The following is a 21,906-nucleotide window of genomic DNA, read 5'->3' as shown; positions in this document are numbered from 1 at the left end:
GGTGCCGATGACAGCCGAGAGCAGTGACAGGTCGATGACGCCGCGCGCGGAGGTGTTGGCCGCGATCGCTCACCTGTGGAGCGCCCAGGCGGACACCGCTGTCCTGACGCGAGCTCTGGAGCGGTTCGCCGACAGCGGCGAGGAAGGCGCCGTCGGGACCGCCTGGTGGAGCGCCTTCGATGAGCGCACCCGGTGCCTCTACGGGTGGCCGGCAGCCCGCCGCGAGTTGCCCGACTTCTGGCAGTGGGCACTGTCCGTCTGCGCCGGCGACGGACGCGTTCGGGAAGCCGCGCTCGCGCCGGGCGCCGTTCCGCTTGCCGCAGGGCGGCGCGGGGTGGCTGCGTTGCTGGCCGTGCGCTGCGCGGACTGGGTCGAGCCGATCCGTGCCGCCGCACGGGCGGCGTTCGCGCAGATGGTTGCCGCAGCCGATGACGCCGGGCTGGCCTGGGCGGCGGCCTCCGCCTGGGCCTGTGAGGGCCGTGAGCGAGGCGCCGAGGCCGTCGAGATCGTGGCCGTGCGGCTCGCCGACGCGTCACCGACCGTATGGGACCACCTCTTCGCCTTCCCTGACCACCGGGTGCGTCGGCGTGCACTGGCGCAGGCGGCTGCGGCGGGGCGCCTGGACGCCGCGCGCCTGTCCGCGCTCGCCGTCGGCGACTCGGACCCACTGGTGGCGCAGCACGCCGCCGAGACCCTGCTGGCCCTCGCGGTTCCGGCCGGCGAGGACTCCCGGCTCGACGCCCCCGGCGTGGAACTCGTCGGGCGACTGCTCGGTGCGAGGCTGCCGACCGTGCGGGCCGCCGTCGTCACCGTGCTCCGGCGCGCCCAACGGCCGGACCTGGCCCGGCCGTTCACCGCGGACCGGTCCGCGTCCGTGCGCCAGGTCGCCCGCTGGGTGCTGCGCAGCTGCGGTGAGGATCCGGCGGGCTTCTGCCGGGCGCTCCTCGCCCGTCCGGCCCGGGAGATCACCCCGGGTGCGGTCAGCGGGCTGGCCGAGTGCGGCGAGAGCGACGACGCCGCCGGGTACGCGGCCGACACCGCGCTGCTGCGTGCGCAGGCGACGCACCCGCGGTCCAAGGTGCGCGCTGCCGCCCTGCACGCCCTCGGCACGAGGAAACCGTCGGCAGTGACCCCAGAGGTGCTCGCGGCCGTCCTGGACGAGGACCCCGCGCCCTCCGTGCTGCGCACCGCCGCGCGACTGCTGGAGCCGGACGCCGCGATGCTCACGCGGGACCGACTCGACGGCTGGCTGGCTCCCGGACGGCCGAGCACGCTGCGCCGGCATGCGGCGCGGCTGGCACGAGCCGCGGGCGGATGGAACCGGCTGGAGGCGAACCTGCGACTGCTGCACGACCCGGACCCGGTGATCGCCCGCGACGCGCGCCGGTCCACCCTGGTCTGCGCGTACTCGGCAACGGCGTCCTACCGACCTCTGGCCGACGGCCGGCGTGACGTGCTGACGGCGCTTCTGGAGCAGGCGGGCGAGGCGCTCGACGCGCGCACGGTCGATCGGCTCCGCTTCGGGCTGACCGTCCGGTCGTAGCAGATGCCGGGCTGCCTGCGGACAGCAGACGTCCCGCCCGCACGGACCTGAGTCGCGTGTGCGGGCGGGACGTCTGAGGGGTCAGTCCCGGACGGCGGCGACGGCCGCGCCGAGCGCCTCCTTGATACGGGGCCCGAGGCGGGAGAACCCGAACTCCTTCATGGCGGCGCGCAGCAGCTCCTCGTTCGTGCGCTCCACGGAGTCGCTGTCGATCCACCGCACGACGGCTTCCAGCTGCTCCGCGGAGTACGCGGTGACCGGCTGCCCCGGCGTGAACGCCGGCTTCCGCGGCCGACGAGCCGCGCGCGCGGCCGGCGCCGCCTCGGCGGGCCCGGCCTCGGCCTGAGGCTCGGCGTCGACCGCGGCGGACGCCGCCTCCGACTCCGCCGGGGTCTCTGCCTCCGGCGTGGCCTCGATCAGGGCCTCGGCAACGGGGTCTGCCTCAGGCTCGGCCGGGGTCTCAACCCCGGCTGCCGGCTCAGCCGCGGCGTCAGCTTCGACCTCGGCCTCCGGCGTGGTCTCGGCCGCGGCCTCAACCTCGGCCTCGACCTCAACCTCGGCCTCCGACTCGACCGTGATCTCTGCTTCGGGCTCCGCCGGGGTCTCGGCCTCCGGCGTGGCCTCGATCAGGGCCTCAGCTTCAACCTCGGCCTCGGCGATGACCTCAGCCTCGGCCACGGCCGCAGACTCCGCCACGGCCTCGATCTCAGCCTCCGCCACGGCCGCCGACTCCGACTCCGGCTCGGTCGGCGCGGGGGTCGTGGGCTGGGGTTCGGAGGAGGGCTGGGGGACGGTGGCGCGGGCCAGGAGCGCGGTGGTTTCGGTGACGCCCGCCTCCTGGGCGGTGAGCTCGGCGAGGAGTGCGTCCAGGTCGTGGGCGAGCAGGCCGTCGCGGAGGGCCCGCAGGCGCGGCAGGCGGTACAGCGTGCCCTCGTCGGCGGCGAGCTGGTCGAGGAGGGTCGTCAGGTCGGCCAGGGGCAGGTCCTCCAGGGCGTGCTCCGGCCGGATCAGGTCTGCGAGCAGGCGCAGACCGGGAACCGCGCTCTCGGCCGCCTGACCGGCGCCCTCGGGGAGCTCCAGGCCGGAGGGGAGGGCCGGACGGCCTCCGTCGGCGGCGAGCGTGGCCCAGTCCGCGCGCTCGGACGCGGCCGCCGCCAGCGCGCCGTGCAGCGCGTCGCGGCGGGTTCGGCGGGTCACGGCGAGCACGCGGGCCTGGCGGGTGAGCGCCCGGCGCTGCAGCCAGGACTGCTTCACCCCGTTCTGCGAGCGCCACGCGCTGCTCGCCGTCGCGGCGATCATCGCGTCGAGCGCGTCGGGCGCGCCCTCGTAGACCGGGGCGTGCAGTACGGCGAGCGTGCCGCGCACGCGCAGTACGAGGGCGACCAGGGCGGCCGTCTCGGCGACCGTGGTCGGCGCGTCGAAGCCGGACACGGCGCTCAGCTGCTCGGCGGCCTGCTGGAGAAGCGGCAGGTCACGGCCCCGGAGCTCGGCCAGGACGGTGGAGGCGGCGCGGGCCTCCTCCACGTCGGCGACCGAGTCCAGGGCGGCGAACCAGGGGTTCGTCCCGGTCCGGAGGGTGAAGCCGCCCGCCTCCGCGTACCGGCACAGGTCTTCCCGGACATCGGACGGCAGGAGCGGCGAGGGAATGGTGGTGCTGGACTTGACGGAGGTGGAGGTGGCGGTCATGTGCAGTGGGTTCCCCGGCTGAGTCGGTGGACGGAGGGCAGTGGTCGGTGGACGGTGACGGTGGAGGTCCACGATAGGGGTACCGCCGCGCGGGTCAGCTGCGGCGGGGCGGTAACCGTGCACGAACGTCGCGCGGAAGACCCACCCGTTGCCCCGACCGGCGGCGTTCGGGGCGGCCACGCGGGTGAAGGCGCCGCGGTCGGCGACGTTGAACCGGGGCGGCAACTGCCTGGTGGGAAAGCCATGTTGATCGTCAAAGGTGCTTGTCGTACGTAGTCGTCCCAGCTGCGCGCCGAGCTGGCGGCGGACATCTAACGGTCCATTAACCACCCCGACAACCCGCGCGACGGCCGGGTGCGGTGTCGACTACGGTCGCCAGGAGCGGGCGTGCCGCCTGCGCGGACGGAGGGGTGATGACGACGGAGACGAGGACGGAGACGGCGGCGGAGCTGGAGCGGCGGGACCGGGTGCGCGGGTGTCTGGTCGGGGGTGCGATCGGTGACGCGCTGGGGTGGCCGGTCGAGTTCCAGCATCTGGAGCGGATCCTGGACGGCTTCGGCTCGCAGGGGGTCACCTCCCTACGGCGGCCGCGCGGGAAGCTCGCCGAGGTCACCGATGACACCCAGATGACCCTCTTCACGGCGGAAGGCCTGCTGCTCGCGGGGGCGGGCACGCCGAGGGAGGGCACGCCCGAGGCGGTGCTCGGCTCCGTGCACGCGGCGTACCTCCGCTGGCTGCGCACGCAGCGCCTGGCCGGACCGCAGGGCGAGGGGCACCTCGGCCTCGCGGCCGAGGCCTGGCTCTACGCCTCCCGCGCGCCGGGGAACGCGTGCATGTCCGGTCTGTCGGACCATCCGCGGCTCCCGTCGGGCGTTCCGGTGGCCGACGGGCGGCACGGGCCGGTGAACCGTGACTCCAAGGGGTGCGGCACGGTCATGCGCTCCGCGCCCTTCGGACTGCTCGGGCTGGGGTCCGAGCAGGCCTTTCGGCTCGCTTCCGATTGCGCGCAGCTGACCCACGGCCATCCGACCGGCTACCTGGCGGCCGGCGCCTTCGCCGCACTGGTGGACCGGTTGGTGGCCGGCGCGGCCCCGACGCGGCCGTCGCCGGGACCCTCGCGCAGACGGCGGCCCACGCCGCGAGCGAGGAGACCGTGGCCGCGCTGGACCGCGCGGTCCGCCTGGCGGCGGAGGCGCAGGCCGGCTTCGACACCGTGGAGCGGGTCGGCCTCGGCTGGATCGCGGAGGAGTGCCTGGCCATCGCCGTGTACTGCCTGCTCGTCTCCGGTGGCGACACCCGCCGCGCGCTGACCCTCTCGGTCACCCACTCCGGCGACAGCGACTCCACCGGCGCCGTCTGCGGCAACCTCCTCGGCGCGGCCTACGGGGAGTCCTCCCTCCCCGCAGACTGGGCCGACCAGATCGAGGGCCGTCCCACCCTCCTCCGCGTCGCCGACGCTCTCGCTGCGCGCGGTGGCAGGTCCGCGGACGAGGCGTAGAACCTCTGCGAGACCGGTGTCAGCCGGGTGAAACCCTTCGAGGCCCGACGCCCGGTGCGGGCGGCGCTCAGTCCGTCGTCGGGGCCGGGCGGGGGGAGGGGAGGGGAGTGCCCGGGTGCTCGATCTCCCAGGCGAGCTGGGCCAGGGCCTGCATCTGCAGCAGCATCGGCGCCTCGGGGGCGGCGTCGAGGTGGCGGTACTGCAGGGCGACGGTGATCGCGAGGCGCTCGGGCAGGTGGAGGTCCGGGTAGCGGGCCTCGGCGACGAGGCGGCGGGCGGCGTCGGCGGCGGGGACCCCGGCCGCGTGCAGGCGCTGCACGCTCTCCGCCAGGTAGCAGAGGTAGTCCCGGTGGGCGAGGACGCCGTCGCGGTCCAGGACCGGGCCGTGACCCGGCACGATCGTCGTCGCGCCGGTCGCCAGGACCCGGTCGCAGCCGGCGATCACGTTCTCGAGCGGCCCGGCCCAGTGCACCGGGTGGTCCCCGGGTTCGTCGGCGGTCGCGGCGAAGACGATGTCGCCCGCGAAGCAGACCTGCTGGCGCGGCAGATAGGCGATCAGGTCGCCGCGGGTGTGCGCGGGCGCGAGCTGGGTGAGCTCGACCGGGATGTCGCCGACGGCGATCTCGACCTCGCCCGAGAAGGTCAGGGCGGGCTGCGGCAGCTCCGTCTCCGGCCAGCGGTAGCGGCCGAAGTGACGGTTCAGGTACCAGCCGACGACGGTGTCGGTGTCGGCGTTGTGGACCAGTCCGTGCAGGTCGCAGGGGTCAGGTTCGTGGGCGATGTGACCGGCGGTGGCCCGGGTGTAGACGACGCGGGCGTCCGGCACCGCCTGCCAGCCCCACAGGTGGTCGCCGTTGCCGTGGGTGACGAAGAGCCAGTCCACCTCCGCCCCCTCCGCGAGCAGCGGCCGGCAGCGGGCCAGGAACTCGTCGGCGAGGGTGCGGTCGTAGGGCGAGTCGATCCACGCGGCGGTGGCGCCCGAGACCAGCAGTCCGCAGTTGGCCAGCCCCCAGCCGACGCCGGGCCGTGGCCTCCAGACGTGGACTCCGTCGGCTATCGGCAGCAGCTCGGCCGAGACGGGGGCATGGGCGTGGAGGGAGACCGTTGCACTCATGGTGGCCGATTCTCTGATGAACTGACTTCGGGCGCGACCACTGTCCACGGTGAGGCGGCGCGTGTCCAGGGATTCGCGCGCGACACTGGGGTGGACGATCGTTCCACCCCGGCGAAGAGGACGTACCAGATGGCGGGGACTTCCCCAGGAGACGGTTCCGGTTCGGCGCTGCTGACGCTCGACGAGGTCGAGGCCATCGCCCGCGCGGCCCACGCAGGTCAGGTCGACAAGGCCGGCCGGCCCTACGCCGAGCACCTGGCGGCGGTCGCGGAGGGCGCCGCGCGTCTCGGCGGGGACACGGCACAGGTCGCGGCGGGGTGGTTGCACGACGCCGTCGAGGACGACGTGCTCAGCGTCGAGTGGCTCGACGCGGCGGCGCTGCCGCAGCGGACCAAGGACATCGTGCTGGCGCTGACGAAACGCGCCGATGAGTCGCTCGTGGACTACGCGGCCAGGGTCCTGGCCACGCCGGGCGCGGTCACCGTCAAGGACGCGGACCTCGCCAGCAACTCCGCGCCGGACCGCCTCGCGCTCCTCCCCGACGCCGCGCTGCGGGCCAGGCTGACGGCCAAGTACGAGCTGACCGCCCGGCTGATCCATCCGGAGCGCCGCTTCGAGCCTCCGGCGGGCGGCGGGGCCGACGGCGATCCGGACGACGCGGCGCTGCTGGCCGGCCTCGACCGCGACTCGGCCGCGGCGTCGGCCGCGTGGGAACGGCTGGGAGACTTCGCGGGCGGCTGGCGCGTACTGCCGGGCGACGCGGAGTGGGAAGGGGGCCACCCCGTCTACGGCTCGCGGGTGACCGCGGTGACGACGGCGCTGGCCACGGTCGGCGCGGTCACCCCGGTGTTCCACTGGGTCGACCACACGTTGCCGCCGCTGACGTCGGAAGGCGGCCTCTCCGCGGCGGACGCGGTCCGCACGGCGACTGCCGTCATCCGGGGCGAGCGCTTCTCCGACGGCGTGATCGGCGTCGCCTGGAAGGATGGCCGCCTCTTCGCCGTCGTCCGCGCCCTCTACGCCTGGCACGCCACCCCCGAGGGCGCGTAGGCGCACTTGGCGGCGGCGGGTCAGTTGCACCCTCCAGGGGCGCGGGGAACTGCGCGAGCAACCACCCGCGTGCGGATGGCCCTGTTCGGTGAGGACCATCCGCTTGTCGGTGGCTTGTCGCGCCCGCGCGCCGGAGGCGCAGATCGGCAGAGCCCCGCGCCCCTGGAGGGTGCAACTCGCTCGCCGTCGGGGGGTGACCCTTTCGGGCCGGAGGCCTACTGCGGGGGTGCTTCGGCGAGTTCCTCGGCGAGGGAGCGCTGGAACGCGGTGACCAGGGCCTGGACGACCATCGGCTCGATGTGGGTGGCCAGTTCCTTCATCCGCTCCAGGCCCTCCGGGCTCGGGTCCGACGCGCGGAACGGGCGCCAGACCGTGTCGCGGAAGAGGCGGTGCAGGTCGTGCGCCGTCGCGCGGCTGTGGAGGCGGACGACGGCGCGGGCCGCGACGAGGGTTTCCAGCGGGATCGGGACGTCCAGCACCCTGACCCCGAGCGGCAGCAGGCCGGGGTCGACGGAGAAGCACTCGGCGCCGTCCGGCGCGGACGCCGCGTCGGACGCCGCGCCCGGCTGGGGGATGATCGCGCCCATCGCGGCCAGCCGGTCCAGGTCGGCGTCGCTGAGCGCGCGGCCCGCGCGGCGCTCCAGCTGTTCGCGGCTGACGCGTTCCGCCGCCTCGGGCTGCCAGGAGGCGACCAGCGCCCGGTGGACCGCCAGGTCCAGCGAGCCGACGTCCTCGGGGAGCTGGGCGAGGTAGCGCTCGATCGCGGCCAGGGTCAGGCCCTGGCGCTGCAACTCCTCGATCAGTTCCAGGCGGCCCAGGTGCTCGGGGCCGTAGCGGCCGACCCTGCGCGGGCCGATCTCGGGCGGTGGGAGCAGGCCTTTCGCCGCGTAGAAGCGGAGCGTGCGAACGGTGATCCCGGCGCGCGCCGCCAACTCGTCGACCGTCAACGCGCCTCCCCTTGACCCGTGCATGCCTCGCCGAAACCGTCGGCCTTAACAGTAGCGCTGTCACACCCGGCCGAACGGGCGGGAATGCGAGCGGTCGCGTGACCGTTGTGAGGCATGGTTGAATATTCAACAATAAGGATCGCGAGAAGACAGGTGAGCACGATGCAGTTCGGAATCTTCACCGTCGGAGACCTCACGCCCGACCCCACCACCGGCCGGACCCCGACCGAGCACGAGCGCATCAAGGCCATGCTCGCCATCGCGGAGAAGGCGGAGGAGGTCGGCCTGGACGTCTTCGCCACCGGCGAGCACCACAACCCGCCCTTCGTGCCCTCCTCGCCGACGACCATGCTGGGCTGGATCGCCGCCCGGACCGAACGGATCATCCTCTCCACCTCCACCACGCTGATCACCACCAACGACCCGGTGAAGATCGCCGAGGACTTCGCGATGCTCCAGCACGTCGCAGAGGGCCGCGTGGACGTGATGATGGGCCGCGGCAACACCGGCCCCGTCTACCCGTGGTTCGGCAAGGACATCCGGCAGGGCATCGAGCTGGCCGTCGAGAACTACGCGCTGCTGCACCGGCTCTGGCGCGAGGACGTGGTCGACTGGGAGGGACGCTTCCGCACCCCGCTGCAGTCCTTCACCTCGACGCCGCGCCCGCTCGACGGCGTTCCGCCGTTCGTCTGGCACGGCTCGATCCGCTCCCCGGAGATCGCCGAGCAGGCCGCCTTCTACGGTGACGGCTTCTTCCACAACAACATCTTCTGGCCCAAGGACCACACCCGGCGCATGGTCGAGCTCTACCGCGAGCGCTACGCGCACTACGGCCACGGCACGCCCGAGCAGGCGATCGTCGGACTCGGCGGGCAGGTCTTCATGCGCCGCACCTCGCAGGACGCGGTGCGCGAGTTCCGTCCCTACTTCGACAACGCGCCCGTCTACGGGCACGGTCCCTCGCTGGAGGACTTCACCGCGCAGACACCGCTGACCGTCGGCACGCCCGAGCAGGTCATCGAGAAGACGCTGTCCTTCCGCGACTACGCCGGCGACTACCAGCGCCAGCTCTTCCTGGTCGACCACGCCGGACTGCCGCTGAAGACCGTGCTGGAGCAGATCGACCTGCTCGGCGAGGAGGTCGTGCCGGTGCTCCGCGAGGAGTTCGCCAAGCGCCGCCCGGCCGGCGTCCCCGACGCGCCGAACCACGCCTCGCTGCTGGCCGTGGCGCAGGCCGCCCCGCACGAGGCCCCGCAGTCCGACACCGCCGCCGTCCGAACCGTCTGAACCGTCCGAGCCGGAGGAGAACCACCACGATGGAAACCGTCACGCTGGCCGTCGTCTCGGCCGGGCTCAGCCAGCCCTCCTCGACGCGACTGCTCGCCGACCGCCTCACCGAGGCCGTCCGCGCCGAACTCGCCTCCGCGGGACGCGACGTCGTGGTCGAGCTCGTGGAACTCCGCGAGCTCGCCCACCCGATTGCCGACAACCTGGTCACCGGCTTCCCCGGCGAGCCACTGCGCCAGGCCATCGACGCGGTCACCGGCGCGGACGCGGTGATCGCGGTGACGCCGATCTTCTCCGCCTCCTACAGCGGGCTGTTCAAGTCCTTCTTCGACGTGCTGGAGCAGGGTGCGCTGGCCGGTCGGCCGGCCCTGCTCGGCGCGACCGGCGGCACCGCGCGCCACTCGCTCGCCCTCGACCACGCGCTGCGCCCGCTCTTCGCGTACCTGCGCGCGGCCGTGGTGCCGACGGCCGTCTACGCCGCCTCCGAGGACTGGGGCGGCGCGGACGAGAACGGCCTGCGGCAGCACATCGAGCGCGCCGCGGGCGAGCTGGCCGCCGTCCTGCTGCGGCAGCCCACCCAGGCGCGGCGCACGGATCCCTTCCGCGACGTCGTCCCCTTCGCGGAGCAACTCGCCGCGCTCAAGCCCCGCTGACGAGCGCGGTATCCGGGCTCAGACCGGCGGCAGGGCGTAGACCCGGCTGCCGTGGGCGGCGAAGAGCACCGTGCCGTCGGTGGAGAGCCACCAGTCGTCGCCACTCCCGTCCTGGAACGTCCACAACCGCTGCCCGTTGTGGCGGTTCAGGGCCAGGAGGGAGACGCTGTCGCCGCTGTCGTCCAGCGTGGGACAGAACAGGGTGTCGCCGACCACCAGCATCGGGCCGCCGGTCAGCGGCGCGACCATCGGCGCGCTCCACTGGACCGCGCCGTTGTGCGCGTCCAGGGCGACCACGGTGTCGTTGCCGCGGGTCGAGTAGACCACTCCGTCCGCGTAGGCGAGGAACTCGTACGCGACGTTCTTCACCTTGGACGTCTGGAGCCGCTGGTCGCCCTTGTCCAGGCCGAAGCCGAGCAGCTGAGGCCCCGGCAGGTAGAGGGCGTCCCCGCCGAGCAGCGGCATCTCGGTGCTCGTGAAGGTGGGGTCGCCGTAGTCCTTGGACCAGATCTGGTTGCCCGTCGCGGTGTCCCTGACCACGACGTTGTTGGCCGAGTTGGTGTAGACGAGGTACTTCGAGGTGGCGAATCCCTGGACGTCCCAGTTGGCCGAGGTGTTGCGGTGCTGGGTCCAGTGGGCGGTGCTCTGGCTCTTGGGGTCGAGAGCCATGACCACCGCCGTGCTGGTGTCGCCGAAGGTGATGATCGGCTTGCCGCTGCCGTCGAGCTTGTACTGGCTGCCGATGATGAAGACGTAGTCGTCGTTCGCGCCGAGCACGGAGTCGAAGCCGTACTTCGTCGGCTCGGGGAAGGTCCAGCGGCGTGCGCCGGTGGCCGGGTCGTAGCCGGCCAGCATCTTGTCGCCGTCGTTCGGCAGGGTCACCACCAGTCCGGCGCTCAGGGCGACCGGGCTCTGGATCCCGGCGGCGATCTGCGGTCCGGTCCACTTGACGGCGCCGGACCGGGCGTCCAGGCCCATCAGCTTCTGGTCCGGCACCAGCAGGACGCCGCCGACGGCGACGGCCGGACTCTCGATCTTCTGGCTAGCCGGGTAGGTCCACAGCGGCTGCGGCGGCACGCCGGCCGCGCGGCTGGGGAACGTGGTGGGACGCACGGACGGGCCGGCGCTGCCGCTGCCGCTCGGGGAGGGGGTCGGCTTCCGGCCGCCGCCCGAGGAGAGCGCGGCCGCGGTGCCACCGGCCGCGAGGACCGCGACCCCGACCACGCCGTACAGGACCTTGCGCCGCGAGGGCACCGAGGCAGCCGGGGACGCGGGCGCGGGCGCGGTCGTCGGCGGGACCGGGGGAGTCGGGGCGCCGGCGTCGGGCGTGCCGCCGAGCACGAAGGTGCCGTGATCCGGCCGGTCCGCCGGGCCCGCGGTGCGCGGGTCCGCGCCGAGCAGGCGCCGCGGGTCCTGTTGGTCCTGCTGTTCACGCGTTTCACGCGGCAGCGGCGTCTCCAGCTCCATGACGCGGGCGGCGTGCTGGGCGATGCCGGAGGCGACCTCGGCCGGCAGCCAGGAGCCGCGCAGCAGCGCGGCCGCGCCGTCGGGCGCGAGCATGGTGAGGAGTTGTTCGGGCGAGGGACGGTCCGCGGGCGCCTTGGCCAGGCAGGCGCCGACGGCCTCGCGCAGCCCCGGCGGAACCGCGTCGAGATCGGGCGTGTCGTGGACGACCCGGTACAGGAGCGAAGCGACGGAGTCCTGCCCGAACGGGCCGTGGCCGGTGGCGGCGAACGCGAGCACGGAGCCCAGGGAGAAGACGTCGCCCTCGGGTCCGACCGGCCGCCCCGAGGCCTGCTCCGGTGACATGAAGCCGGGCGAGCCGACGACCACACCGGTGCCGGTGAGCTCACCGCCGTCCAACGCGCGGGCGATGCCGAAGTCGATGACGCGCGGCCCGTCTGCCGCCAGCAGCACGTTCGACGGCTTCAGGTCCCGGTGGATCAGCCCCGCGCCGTGAATGGACCGGAGCGCCTCCGCGAGCACCGCGCCGAGCGCGCGCACGCTGTGCTCGGGCAGTGGACCGTGCGCTGCGACAGCCTCGTTGAGGGAGGGGCCGAGCACGTAGGAGGTCGCGAGCCACGGCGTGGCCGAGTCCCGGTCCGCGTCCACGACGCGCGCGGTGTAGGCGGCGTCCACGGCCTGCGCGGCGGCGACCTCCCGCCGGAACCTGGCCCGGAAGTCGGCGCTGTCGGCGAGCTCGGCGCGCACGACCTTCACCGCGACGGTCCGCCCGCCGGCACTCCGCGCGAGGTACACCCGTCCCATCCCACCCGCGCCGAGTCTGGCGACGAGCCGGTAGGGACCTATCGATGATGGATCGTCATTTTCCAGCGGTTGCATCGTGCTCCCCCGTCAGCCCTGCCAATCCGGTCGGCGCAGATTCTATGCGGGCCCGCCGTGGCACCCCCCTGGGGGCGCGGAACTCCGAGTGCCGGGCCAGTTGCACCACCTCAGGGGCGCGGGGAACCGCGCGCCTCCGGCGCGCCCGGCGGAACCCCACAGCAGAGGGCGAGTTGCCCTACCTCCAGGGGCGCGGGGAACTGCGCGAAAAGCCACCGCCATGCGGAATCTCACTGCTGAGAGTGAGGTGCGCCATCTCAGGGGCGCGGGGAACCGCGCGAAAAACCACCGCCATGCAGATGGTCCTCACCGAACAGGGCCATCCGCAGAGGGTGGTTGCTCGCGCCCCCGGATGTAGTGCAACGTACCCGCTGCCTAGGGCCTCTGCCGTTCGCGGAACGCCTGGGCCCCCGGGAGGCCTTCGGCCTCGATCGTGGTGAGGCCGTGGCGGAACTCGTTCGCCAGCGCGGCTTCTTCTTCCAGGCCCTCGGCCTCCCGCGCCGACAGGCGGTCGCTGCGCAGGCAGGCCTGCGGGAGCGTGGCGATCTCGTGGGCCAGGGCCTCCGCCGCGGCGCGTTCCGTCCCGGCGGGGACCACCCGGTCCGCCAGCCCGATCGCCAGCGCCTCCGGCGCGAGGACCTCGCGGCCGGTGAGGATCAGGTCCATCGCCCGGCCCGCGCCGATCAGGCGCGGCAGCCGGACCGTGCCGCCGTCGATCAGCGGGACGCCCCAGCGGCGGCAGAAGACGCCGAAGACCGCGTCCTCCGCGGCCACCCGCAGGTCGCACCAGATCGCCAACTCCAGCCCGCCGGCCACCGCGTGGCCGGCGACCGCCGCGATGACCGGCTTGCCCAGGCGCATCCGGCTCGGGCCCATCGGGCCCGGTCCTTCGACGGTGAGGCCGTTGCCGCGCGGACCGCCGACCTCCTTCAGGTCGGCGCCCGCGCAGAACGTGCCGCCCTCCCCCCACAGGACGGCGACCGCGGCCGTCGGGTCGGCGTCGAACTCCGCGAACGCGCGGAACAGCGCGTCGGCCGTCGGTCCGTCCACGGCGTTGCGCCGCTCCGGGCGGGCGAGGACGACCGTCCACACCGCCCCGTCGCGGTCCACGCGTACGCCGGTCATCCGCGCCTCACCCGCATGTCACCCGCACCGCCGTCCCTGAGGAAGAGGAGATCAGGGCAGCAGCGTATCCAGGAAGGAGTTGGAGTAGATCCTTCCCGGGTCGTAGCGGTCCAGGACGGCGAGCGCCGTGTCCCAGTTGGCCGTGCCGGGCTGGCCGGCTCGGAAGGAGGCCGGGATGGTGCTGCCCAGCACGGTCGGGTCGGCCCAGGCAGCGCTGCCGGAGTAGGCCCAGCCCTTCGACCACTCCGCCCGTACCGCCGCGTAGCTGCCGGTGTAGTTGGACAGCGCCCACTGCTCGGTCTCGCGGTAGAACTTCTGCGACTGCGGCGTGCCGGGAATGGTGAGCAGGTCCATCCAGACCGCGGTGTCCCACTGCGGCTGGTCCGGCCGCGGCCGGATCGCGCTGAGCAGTGGTTCGACCGCGCCGGGGACGCCGCAGTCGGCGGCGTGGTCCAGGCCGGTGACCCGGACCTCCCAGGGGCCGTTCATCGGGTACTGGCCCGCCGCCTTGTACGTGGCCAACTGCCCGCTCAGGTAGGAGTAGAACTCGCTCACCACGCGCTGCAGGTCGCTGCGGGCGCAGAGCATCGCGTAGCCGTTCGCGGTCACCTGGAGCGTGGTCGGCTTGACGTACAGCTGGGTGTTCTTGGCCCAGCCCCAGATGTCCCAGGTGCCGGTGGTGATCAGCCCGGAGCCGACGATGCTCATCTCCAGGTTCTCGAAGGTCGGCGTCACCGAGACGTTGCCCGCCACGATGTCGGAGATGTACTGCGACTCCTGGCTGCTGACCGAGTCCGAGAAGCTGTAGTTGAAGGGGCTGTCCACCTCCCTCGACAGCCACGACTTGCTCGGCGCGACCGACCAGACCTTCAGCCATGGCACGGTGGTGAAGGGGAACCAGATCGTCTCCACCCGGCCGCTCTGCTTGACCAGTGAGGCGAAGGAGTTGGAGCCGGCCGAGGCGGGCGGCGCGAACAGGTCGGTGACCTGGGTGGTGTACGTCGACTGGCAGCGCAGCCGAACGTTCGCGCCCACGCGCAGGGTGGCCTCGGTGACGAAGGCGCGGCCGAGGTTGACCAGGAAGGCGCCGATGTCGGGGTCGCTGCGCTGGAAGGTCTTCAGCACGTAGGCGCTGCTGCCCGAGTCCCACACCACGGCCGTCAGCGAGGTGACCAGGTTGCTGACCGAGCCGAAGGTGTGTCCGGCGACCTGCGACTCGCCCTGCGCCGGCACGGACGTGCCGTGGCCGTCGATGGCCAGCACGCCGCCCAGCGTGAGGTCGCCGGGGGCCGGGGTGTTGGTCAGACCGTAGCCCGAACCCTCCAGCGCGGTCAGCAGGTTGAGCATGGTGATGCCGCACTGGGCGGTCACGCTCGCCGGTGAGCCGGAGTTCACCGTGACGGCGGTCAGGTGCTGGGTGGTGTCGACCAGCACGATGTTGCCCGACGCGCCGCTCGGTTCGAGCAGCGGGGACCAGCCGTGTCCCATGCCTCTGGGGCGAAGTCTCCAGCCTTTGGCGTAGGCCCAGTTGGCGAGGGTGACCACGTCGTTCGGGCTGCTGGGGGCACAGGTCCAGGTGGGGTCCAGCACGATCTCGCCGGACCAGTTCCGGAAGGCCTGCTGGTAGACGGAGATGGAGCCGGGGAAGTTCGGCGGTGCCGTGGTGGCCGCTTCGGCCGGTGTGACCCTGAAGGCGGGCGTCCACGGGGAGATCCCGAGGGCGGCGCCCGCCGCGGTCGCGCCGAGAAAGGCGCGGCGTGACAGGCGCGCGCGTTCGTGCTGGTCCATGACTGTCCTCCGGTCGGCTCAGGTGGGAGCGCGGCCGTGCGCCGGACAGGCCGGGGCCCGGTGACACCCGGGCGCGGGCAGGCCGACGAACGGCGGTGAAGGGTGCAGAGATGCGCCGGGCGGTGCGGTCCCGCGCGGGGAGTCGTCGCTCAGTGCCCGGCGGGGCGGTGCGGCGGCCGGCCGGGGGTGCGGGGCTGGGCGGGACAGTCCGGTGGTGGTGGGTGATGGAGAGAGTCGGGCGGCGCACGAAAGAAGTCAATGCAGATGCGCAGAAAGCGCTCCCTCATCGGTCTACTGGACAGTAGCTATCGCAAGATGCTTGCGGAATCGGCCGGAATACCCGGCACCGGCCACGGAATCCGAAGAAGCCGCCCCGAACGGCATCGCTCGACGTGCAGTCCGTGCGCGAAGGGGGAGGATTGGGTCTAACATCCGCGCATCAGCTGGCTCGGCCCCACTTCCGCGTGGAGGGTCCTCATGAGCACCTCTGCACAGTCGCCCGACGCGTCCACCGTCGCCCCGGGATCAGGCTCCGGAGAGAAGGGGCTGAAGGGCAACGCGCTCGGCCTCTTCTCCTCCGTCGCCATCGGTCTCGCCTCCACCGCGCCCGCCTACAGCCTGGCGGCGACACTCGGCCTGATCGTCGTGGGAGTGGGCCTCCAGGCGCCGATCATCACCATTCTGGCGTTCATCCCGATGCTGTTGATCGCCTACGCCTACAAGGAGATGAACGCGGTCGACCCCGACTGCGGCACCACCTTCACCTGGGCGGCCCGCGCTTTCGGCCCGCGCACCGGGTGGATGGGCGGCTGGGGCATCATCATCGCCGACATCATCGTGATGGCGAACCTGGCCCAGATCGCCGGCTCCTACGGTTTCCAGCTCATCGGTCATCCCGGGCTGGCGGCCAGCACGCTGTGGACGACCGTCGCCGGCGTCGTGTGGATCGCGGTGATGACGTTCATCTGCTACATCGGCATCGAGATCTCCGCGGCGCTGCAGCGCGTGCTGCTCTGCCTGGAGGTCGCGATGCTGGCGGTCTTCTCGATCACCGCACTGGTCAAGGCCTACGGCAGCAACGCGCCCGCGACGGCGATCCACGTCCAGCTCGCCTGGTTCAACCCGTTCCACGTGGCCTCCGCGAGCGCGCTGACGGCCGGCATCCTCTCGGCCGTCTTCATCTACTGGGGCTGGGACACCGCCGTCTCCGTCAACGAGGAGACCGCCGACAAGACCAGAACCCCGGGCCGCGCGGCGGTGATCTCCACCGTCCTGCTGCTGCTGATCTACGCCCTGGTCTCCACCTCGGCGCAGAGCTTCGCAGGCGTCGGCGAGAAGGGCATCGGGCTGGCCAACCCCGACAACTCCGGCGACGTGCTCTCCGGCCTCGGCAACGCGGTCTTCGGAAGCACCGGCTTCGGGTGGTTCCTCTCCAAGCTGCTGATTTTCATGGTGCTGACCTCGGCGGCGGCTTCCACCCAGACCACGATCCTGCCGACCGCACGCACCAGCTTCTCGATGGCCCTGCACAAGGCCATCCCCTCGCACTTCGGCCGGGTGCACCCGCGCTTCCAGACGCCGACCTGGTCCACGGTGGCGATGGGCGGCATCTCGATCGCCTTCTACGTGCTGCTGACCCGGATCAGCACCAACGTGCTCACCGACTCGGTCTCATCGGTCGGCCTGGGCATCGCCTTCTACTACGGGCTCACCGGCTTCGCCTGCTTCTGGTACTTCAGGAAAGTGCTCACCCGCAGCGTCAAGGACTTCGTGTTCAAGGGCCTCCTGCCGCTGCTCGGCGGCCTGATGCTGCTCTACTTCTTCTGCTACGCCGCCTTCGACGTCTACGCCGACCCGAGCTACGGCAACACCACCGTCAACCTGCCGTTCTTCGGCGAGACCGGCGGCGTGACCGTGATCGGCGTCGGCGCGATCGCGCTGGGCCTGGTGCTGATGCTCATCCAGTGGGCGGTCCAGGGCTCCTGGTTCCGCCACCCCGACGTCCCGGTCGGCGCGGCCACGCGGGACGAGGAAGCGGAGCCGACGGGCCGCGTGGTCCAGTAGCCGGGAGCGGCCGGTCGGGAGCCGACGGTCGGAGCAGGCGGTCGGGGGCCGACGGTCAGGAGCGGCCCGGCAGCTTGGTGCGGGTGACGGCGGGCATCGGGGTCGGGTGCCCGCCGGGCCCTGCGGGAAGGGGCGCCGGCGTGGTGCACGGGTTGCCGTCCCTGCGGCGGTGGCAGCTGGGGGAGGGTGTGGGGGCCGGCACCGGGCCGTGGGCCGGCGGGGCCGAGGCCGAGGGCGGGCCGGACGGCGACGGGGACAGCGACGGCGAGTGCGAGGGAGCGGGGCTCGGGCTCGGGGACGGTGGCAGGCTCTGGCCGGGGCTCGGCGACGGACTCGGGCCGGTGCTCGGCGTCGGGCTGGGCGAGACGCTCCCCGTGGGACTCGCGCCGGGGCTCGTACTGAGGGAGGGCGAGGGGGAGGGCAGCGGGGCGGGCTGCTGCGACATCATCGCCTGGTAGACCTCGCTCGACTGAGGGTTCGCGTCGCAGTTCAGCACGCCGTGCGGGCAGTAGTCGGTGATGGTCTGGTACAGCGTGTCGTGGGTCTCGATCCAGTTGATCATCTGACGCATGAACGTCGGGTCGTCGCCGTGCCGGAACATGCCCCATTCCGGGTAGGAGACCGGCTTGTGGTGCTGCGCGGCGAAGCGCACCTGGTCCAGCAGCCCGTACTGCTCGGTCACGTAGTCGGCGAAGGTGTCGCCCGGGCCCTGGTCGTAGTTGTCGGTGCCGATGACGTCGGTGACGTCGTCGCCGGGATAGCAGTCCGTCCAGGGGTGCGCGTCCGGGCCGCGGTTGGGCGTGAAGTCGAAGCGGAACGCCTGGCCGGGGACGCTGCGCATGACGTGGACGATGCGCCGCCAGTACGTGCGCCAGTCCTCGGGGTCCGGTCCGCAGCGGCTGGTGTAGGTGACGCCGTTCATCTCCCAGCCGAGCGTGATCACCGTGTCCGGCACGCCGAGGGCCACCAGGCGGCGGGCCAGGGTCAGGAAGTGCGCGTCGTTGGCCCCGGCCGCGGACTGCTGGAGCAGCGAGGCCACCTCGTCGTCGCTGAGGTTGTCCTCGTTCTGCTGCTGCATCGGCACGGCCAGCACGAAGAGCCGGTCGGGGCGCGACAGCCGCCACTGGGCCCAGGGGCCCAGCAGCGACGGGCTGCCCTCGATGTCCTGCCAGGTGCCGCCCGGCAGGTAGGTGTGGCCGACCTGCAGATCCGCGTTGTGCAGCCAGATCGAGAGCCTGGTCTGCCGGTCGTCGGCGAAGTCGGAGCCGACGAACGCCCCGAAGGGGACCGCGTGCGCGGGCAGCACGGTCGGGTCCGACCAGAGCTGCCGCTCGGGCCCGGCGGGCGTCGCCGGTGCGGAGAGCATCGCGTCGCCGCTGTGGGTGCGCCCGGACGACGACGGCTGCGGCTGCGCGAGCAGCCGGGCTCCGGTCGCGAAGGCGAGCAGCAGCGCGGTCATGGCGAAGGCCAGGACGGCGAGCAGGCGACGCTGTGGCATGACGCTCAGACTATGGACTGATGAACCGTCATGATCCAGGGCGCGCTGAACGGTGGGCGTGCCTCACTCCTTCGGGGGAAATGCGGCGTGGCGGGCTGACGTGCACGTTCGTCGCCCACCCGGGTCGGAGCCGGGGCCTTGGACCGGGCGGGGGGTCGAGCGCGCAGCGAGGGCGGCCGACAGGGGCGCGACCGCCGCCGCCTGCGCCGCTCCGTGCGGGACGGGGTCCGCTTCGAGGAGCTTCGAGGAGGGCAGGCGATCCGCGCCCGCAGCGGGGAGTCGCCGCTGGGCTGCGCCATGGCTTTGCGTGCGGGACCGGGTTCGCTTCGGGGAGGGCAGGCGATATCCGCCCGCAATGGGGAGTCGCCGCTGGGCTGCGCCATGGTTTCGTGCGCTGGAGCGGGGCCGCTTGGAGGAGCTTCGGGGAGGGCCGGCGACATCCGTCCGAAGTGGGCAATCGCGGCTCGTCCGCGCCATGGTTTCGTGCGCTGGCCTGGGTTCGCTTGGAGGAGCTTCGGGGACGGCAGGCGATCGCCGCGGCAGCGGGGAGTCGCCGCCCGGCCGCGACGCGGGTTCGCGCGCCGCACCCGGCCGGCCCTGCGGGTCTTCGGTCGCGCTCGCGGGAGCGACGGCGCGCGGCTCAGGAGCCCAGCATCCTGTCGATCTCCTCCGGTGCCACGGCGCGGCCGAAGTGCCAGCCCTGGGCGGTGTCGCAGCCGGTGTCGCGCAGGCGGTCGGCCTGGGCGGCGCTCTCTACGCCCTCGGCCGTCACCGTGAGGCCGAGCACGTGCGAGAGCCCGACCAGCGCGGCGACGATCTTCTCGTCCGCGGCCGCGCGGGGCGCCGGCCCGCCCGCGTGCGTTCGCGGGGCTGCCCCGGCGCCCGGCCGTGGGCCCGCCTGCGGGCGCGGCTCGCGGAAGCCTTCGAGGAAGGAGCCCGCCAGCTTGAGCACGTGGACCGGGAGCCGGCTGAGGTAGGCGAGGTTGGAGTACCCCGTGCCGAAGTCGTCGATGGCGATCCTGACGCCCATCGCGGCAAGCGCGTGCAACGCCTCGACCGGGCGTCCGGCCGGGCCCATCACCGCGCTCTCCGTCAGCTCCAACTGGAGCAGTCGCGCGGGCAGACGGGTGCTGCCGAGGATCTCCGCCACATCCGCCACCACGTCCGAATCCCAGAACTGACGTGCGGCCAGATTCACGCTGACGAACAGCTGTGCGTCCGGGTAGCGGTCGAGCCAGCTCCGTGCCTGCCGACACGCCGTCTCCAGCACCCAGCGTCCCAGCGGGACGATGGCGCCCGTCTCCTCCGCGATCTGGATGAAACGATCCGGCGCGAGGCGGCCGAAGTCCGGATGCCGCCAGCGCACCAGCGCCTCGACTCCGCGCAGCCGGCCGTCGCCGAGGTCGACCAGCGGCTGGTACTCCAGAAGGAACTCGTCCCGCTCCAGGGCGGGCCGCATCGTCGTGGCCAGCACCTGCCGGGTCATCTGATGCGCGATCCGCTCGGGATCGTAGAAGGCCCAGCGGGAACGGCCGTCGGTCTTCGCCCAGCAGAGCGTCGCGTCCGCGTCCTTGACCAGCTCGGTCGGCGTCGTGCCCGGCACCGGGCGCTCCACCACCCCCACGCTCGCCGTCGCCACGACGCGCTGGCCGCTCAGGTCGTACGGCGCGCCCAGCAGCTCGACGACCTCGGCCGCCAGCGCCGTCAACTCCTTCGCGTCGGCGCTGCGCGGTACCAGCACGGCGAACTCGTCCCCGCCCATCCGGGCGACCAGATGGCCACGCGGCGCGAAGCGCTGCTCCAGCCGCCGGGCGACGGCGACCAGCAGCTCGTCGCCCACGTGGTGACCGAGCGTGTCGTTGATCGCCTGGAAGCCGTCGAGGTCGAGGTAGCAGAGGCCGATCCGCTGGTCCGCCTCGGCGAAGGCGCCCGCCAGCCGCTCGAAGAAGAGCGAACGGTTCGGCAGCTGGGTCAGCGGGTCGTGCATGGCCTGGTAGTGCAGCCGGTCGCCCAGGCGGCGGGCGTCGGAGACGTCCTCCACCATGGCGAGGGTGTACAGCGGCTCGCCGGAGGAGTCGCGGATCAGCGAGACCGTGATGTTCGTCCACACGGCGTGCCCTTGGCGGTGCCGCAGCCGCTTCTCCAGCCGGAAGCGGTCGCGCTCGCCGCGCACCAGCTGCCGGTGGACGCGCCGGGCCCGTTCCTCGACGTCCATCAGCTCGCGGATGTGCAGCCGGATCAGCTCGGGGACGGTGTGCCCGAGCATCTCGGCCAGGGCCGGGTTCGCCTCGATGATCAGATCGTCCTGGTCGACCAGGGCCATACCGATGCCCGCGTCGACGAAGGCCGCCCGGAAGCGGTTCTCGCTGGCCCGCAGCGCGTCCTCGAGACGGCGCCGGTCGACCGGGCTCTCCTCTCCCGCGCGGGCGCCGCCGTTGCCCGGCTCCAGGGGCCTCCTGGACGGCTCGGGATCCCCGTAGCGCTCGGGGTGAGGACCGGACCTCCCGGACTCCCTCGACTCCCCGGGCTCGCCGGGGACGCCGACCGTGCCGACCGGGTCTGCGGCACTGAGGGCGTCGAGGGCGTTGGCCCCCTCGGGAAGACCTGGGGGACCGGGCTGGCCGCTACGCACGGTAGTGATCTTAGGAGTCGGCCCCGGGCGCATGCCAGCGATCCGGGGCCGATTCACTCCCTGGTGGGGGTTGCACGCGGGCGGCGTGCGCCCCCTTTCACTCGTTCTCGCGACGCCCGCCGGGTTTCGGACCGGCGGTCCGCCGTTACGCCAGGGAGGCGGAGAGCGTGATCGTCGTGCCGGTCAGCGCCTGGCTCACCGGGCAGTTGGCCTTCGCGTCCTCGGCCGCCTTGACGAAGCCCGCCTCGTCCAGGCCCGGCACGGTGCCGACCACGGAGAGGTGGATGCCGGTGATGCCGGTGCCGGGCTGGAAGGTGACCTCGGCCTGCGTCTCCAGCTTGGTGGGCGGCGTGCCGGCCCCGGCCAGACCGTGCGAGAGGGCCATCGAGAAGCAACTGCTGTGGGCCGCGGCGATCAGCTCCTCGGGGCTGGTCTTGCCGTTGGCCTGCTCGGCCCGGGAAGGCCAGGACACCGGGTACTCGCCGATCCCGGACGAGAGCATGGCGACGACGCCCTTGCCCTCCATCAGGTTGCCTTCCCAGGTCGTGCGCGCGGTGCGGGTGGTTGCCACGAGGGCACCTCCGATCGATGGTCCGTTGACACGTCGTCATCCATCGTAGGAGCCGCGAAGCGCGGGAACCGGGCACGGCGTGCCCGGTTCCCGCGCTTCGTGTGGTC

14 protein-coding genes and 2 pseudogenes are annotated in these 21,906 nt (G+C 73.0%); 7 read left to right on the top strand and 9 right to left on the bottom strand.

All coding sequences use genetic code 11. The annotated features are described in order from the left end of the window. The first annotated feature begins 7 nt into the window (after window positions 1–7). A complete protein-coding gene (locus tag BS83_RS21990; protein WP_157597272.1) occupies window positions 8–1,543 on the top strand; it encodes a hypothetical protein in 1,536 nt (511 codons plus the stop codon). Window positions 1,544–1,624: 81 nt separating this feature from the next. Here BS83_RS21990 and BS83_RS45615 read toward each other — a convergent pair whose 3' ends face one another. Further along, window positions 1,625–3,229 carry a hypothetical protein gene (locus BS83_RS45615; RefSeq protein ID WP_051943573.1) on the bottom strand — a complete coding sequence of 535 codons (1,605 nt, stop codon included), beginning with the start codon at window positions 3,227–3,229 and terminating at the stop codon, window positions 1,625–1,627. Window positions 3,230–3,642: 413 nt separating this feature from the next. Here BS83_RS45615 and BS83_RS48955 point away from each other — a divergent pair. Beyond that, window positions 3,643–4,727: pseudogene (locus BS83_RS48955) on the top strand (ADP-ribosylglycohydrolase family protein). A 67-nt stretch (window positions 4,728–4,794) separates the two neighbouring features. On the opposite strand, the gene BS83_RS21975 reads toward BS83_RS48955, so the two are convergent. Continuing rightward, a complete protein-coding gene (locus tag BS83_RS21975; protein ID WP_051943571.1) occupies window positions 4,795–5,841 on the bottom strand; it encodes an MBL fold metallo-hydrolase in 1,047 nt (348 codons plus the stop codon). Between the two features lie 129 nt (window positions 5,842–5,970). On the opposite strand from BS83_RS21975, the pseudogene BS83_RS47680 reads away from it, so the two are divergent. Both BS83_RS47680 and BS83_RS48370 read left to right on the top strand, forming a co-directional pair. Continuing rightward, a pseudogene (locus tag BS83_RS47680) lies at window positions 5,971–6,417 on the top strand (HD domain-containing protein); the annotation flags it as partial. Further along, window positions 6,391–6,891, top strand: a complete 501-nt coding sequence (locus tag BS83_RS48370) for a DUF6508 domain-containing protein (protein WP_269664894.1) — start codon at window positions 6,391–6,393, stop codon at window positions 6,889–6,891. The pseudogene BS83_RS47680 and the gene BS83_RS48370, both read left to right, overlap by 27 nt. A 215-nt stretch (window positions 6,892–7,106) precedes the next feature. Here BS83_RS48370 and BS83_RS21965 read toward each other — a convergent pair whose 3' ends face one another. Further along, entirely contained in the window at window positions 7,107–7,862 is a 756-nt protein-coding gene (locus BS83_RS21965) for a MerR family transcriptional regulator (RefSeq protein ID WP_037605312.1), read from the bottom strand. Window positions 7,863–8,000: 138 nt separating this feature from the next. On the opposite strand from BS83_RS21965, the gene BS83_RS21960 reads away from it, so the two are divergent. Both BS83_RS21960 and BS83_RS21955 read left to right on the top strand, forming a co-directional pair. Next, the gene (locus BS83_RS21960; protein ID WP_037609613.1) at window positions 8,001–9,125 is read left to right on the top strand and encodes an LLM class flavin-dependent oxidoreductase; all 1,125 of its coding nucleotides are present in this window, start codon (window positions 8,001–8,003) and stop codon (window positions 9,123–9,125) included. Between the two features lie 29 nt (window positions 9,126–9,154). Further along, window positions 9,155–9,778 carry an FMN reductase gene (locus BS83_RS21955; protein ID WP_037605311.1) on the top strand — a complete coding sequence of 208 codons (624 nt, stop codon included), beginning with the start codon at window positions 9,155–9,157 and terminating at the stop codon, window positions 9,776–9,778. Between the two features lie 18 nt (window positions 9,779–9,796). On the opposite strand, the gene BS83_RS21950 is transcribed toward BS83_RS21955, so the two are convergent. From BS83_RS21950 to BS83_RS21940, 3 genes are all read right to left on the bottom strand, one after another. Further along, window positions 9,797–12,121, bottom strand: coding sequence for a protein kinase domain-containing protein (locus tag BS83_RS21950; RefSeq protein ID WP_037605310.1), 2,325 nt, complete (start codon window positions 12,119–12,121; stop codon window positions 9,797–9,799). A 375-nt stretch (window positions 12,122–12,496) separates the two neighbouring features. Further along, window positions 12,497–13,246 carry a crotonase/enoyl-CoA hydratase family protein gene (locus BS83_RS21945; RefSeq protein ID WP_037605309.1) on the bottom strand — a complete coding sequence of 250 codons (750 nt, stop codon included), beginning with the start codon at window positions 13,244–13,246 and terminating at the stop codon, window positions 12,497–12,499. 51 nt (window positions 13,247–13,297) lie between these two features. Then, a complete protein-coding gene (locus tag BS83_RS21940; protein WP_037605308.1) occupies window positions 13,298–15,034 on the bottom strand; it encodes a cholesterol oxidase substrate-binding domain-containing protein in 1,737 nt (578 codons plus the stop codon). 477 nt (window positions 15,035–15,511) lie between these two features. On the opposite strand from BS83_RS21940, the gene BS83_RS21935 reads away from it, so the two are divergent. Then, the gene (locus BS83_RS21935) at window positions 15,512–17,098 is read left to right on the top strand and encodes an APC family permease (RefSeq protein ID WP_063774211.1); all 1,587 of its coding nucleotides are present in this window, start codon (window positions 15,512–15,514) and stop codon (window positions 17,096–17,098) included. Window positions 17,099–17,153: 55 nt separating this feature from the next. On the opposite strand, the gene BS83_RS21930 is transcribed toward BS83_RS21935, so the two are convergent. From BS83_RS21930 to BS83_RS21920, 3 genes are all read right to left on the bottom strand, one after another. After that, window positions 17,154–18,596, bottom strand: coding sequence for a glycoside hydrolase family 26 protein (locus BS83_RS21930; protein WP_063774210.1), 1,443 nt, complete (start codon window positions 18,594–18,596; stop codon window positions 17,154–17,156). Window positions 18,597–19,236: 640 nt separating this feature from the next. Next, window positions 19,237–21,045, bottom strand: a complete 1,809-nt coding sequence (locus BS83_RS21925) for a putative bifunctional diguanylate cyclase/phosphodiesterase (protein ID WP_037609610.1) — start codon at window positions 21,043–21,045, stop codon at window positions 19,237–19,239. Between the two features lie 328 nt (window positions 21,046–21,373). Continuing rightward, window positions 21,374–21,799, bottom strand: coding sequence for an OsmC family protein (locus BS83_RS21920; protein WP_037605307.1), 426 nt, complete (start codon window positions 21,797–21,799; stop codon window positions 21,374–21,376). Between the last annotated feature and the right edge of the window lie 107 nt (window positions 21,800–21,906).

Source organism: Streptacidiphilus rugosus AM-16 (assembly GCF_000744655.1).
GTDB lineage: Bacteria > Actinomycetota > Actinomycetes > Streptomycetales > Streptomycetaceae > Streptacidiphilus > Streptacidiphilus rugosus.
Note: the sequence above shows the minus strand (reverse complement) of the source record. Positions and strands in the feature narration are given on the sequence as shown.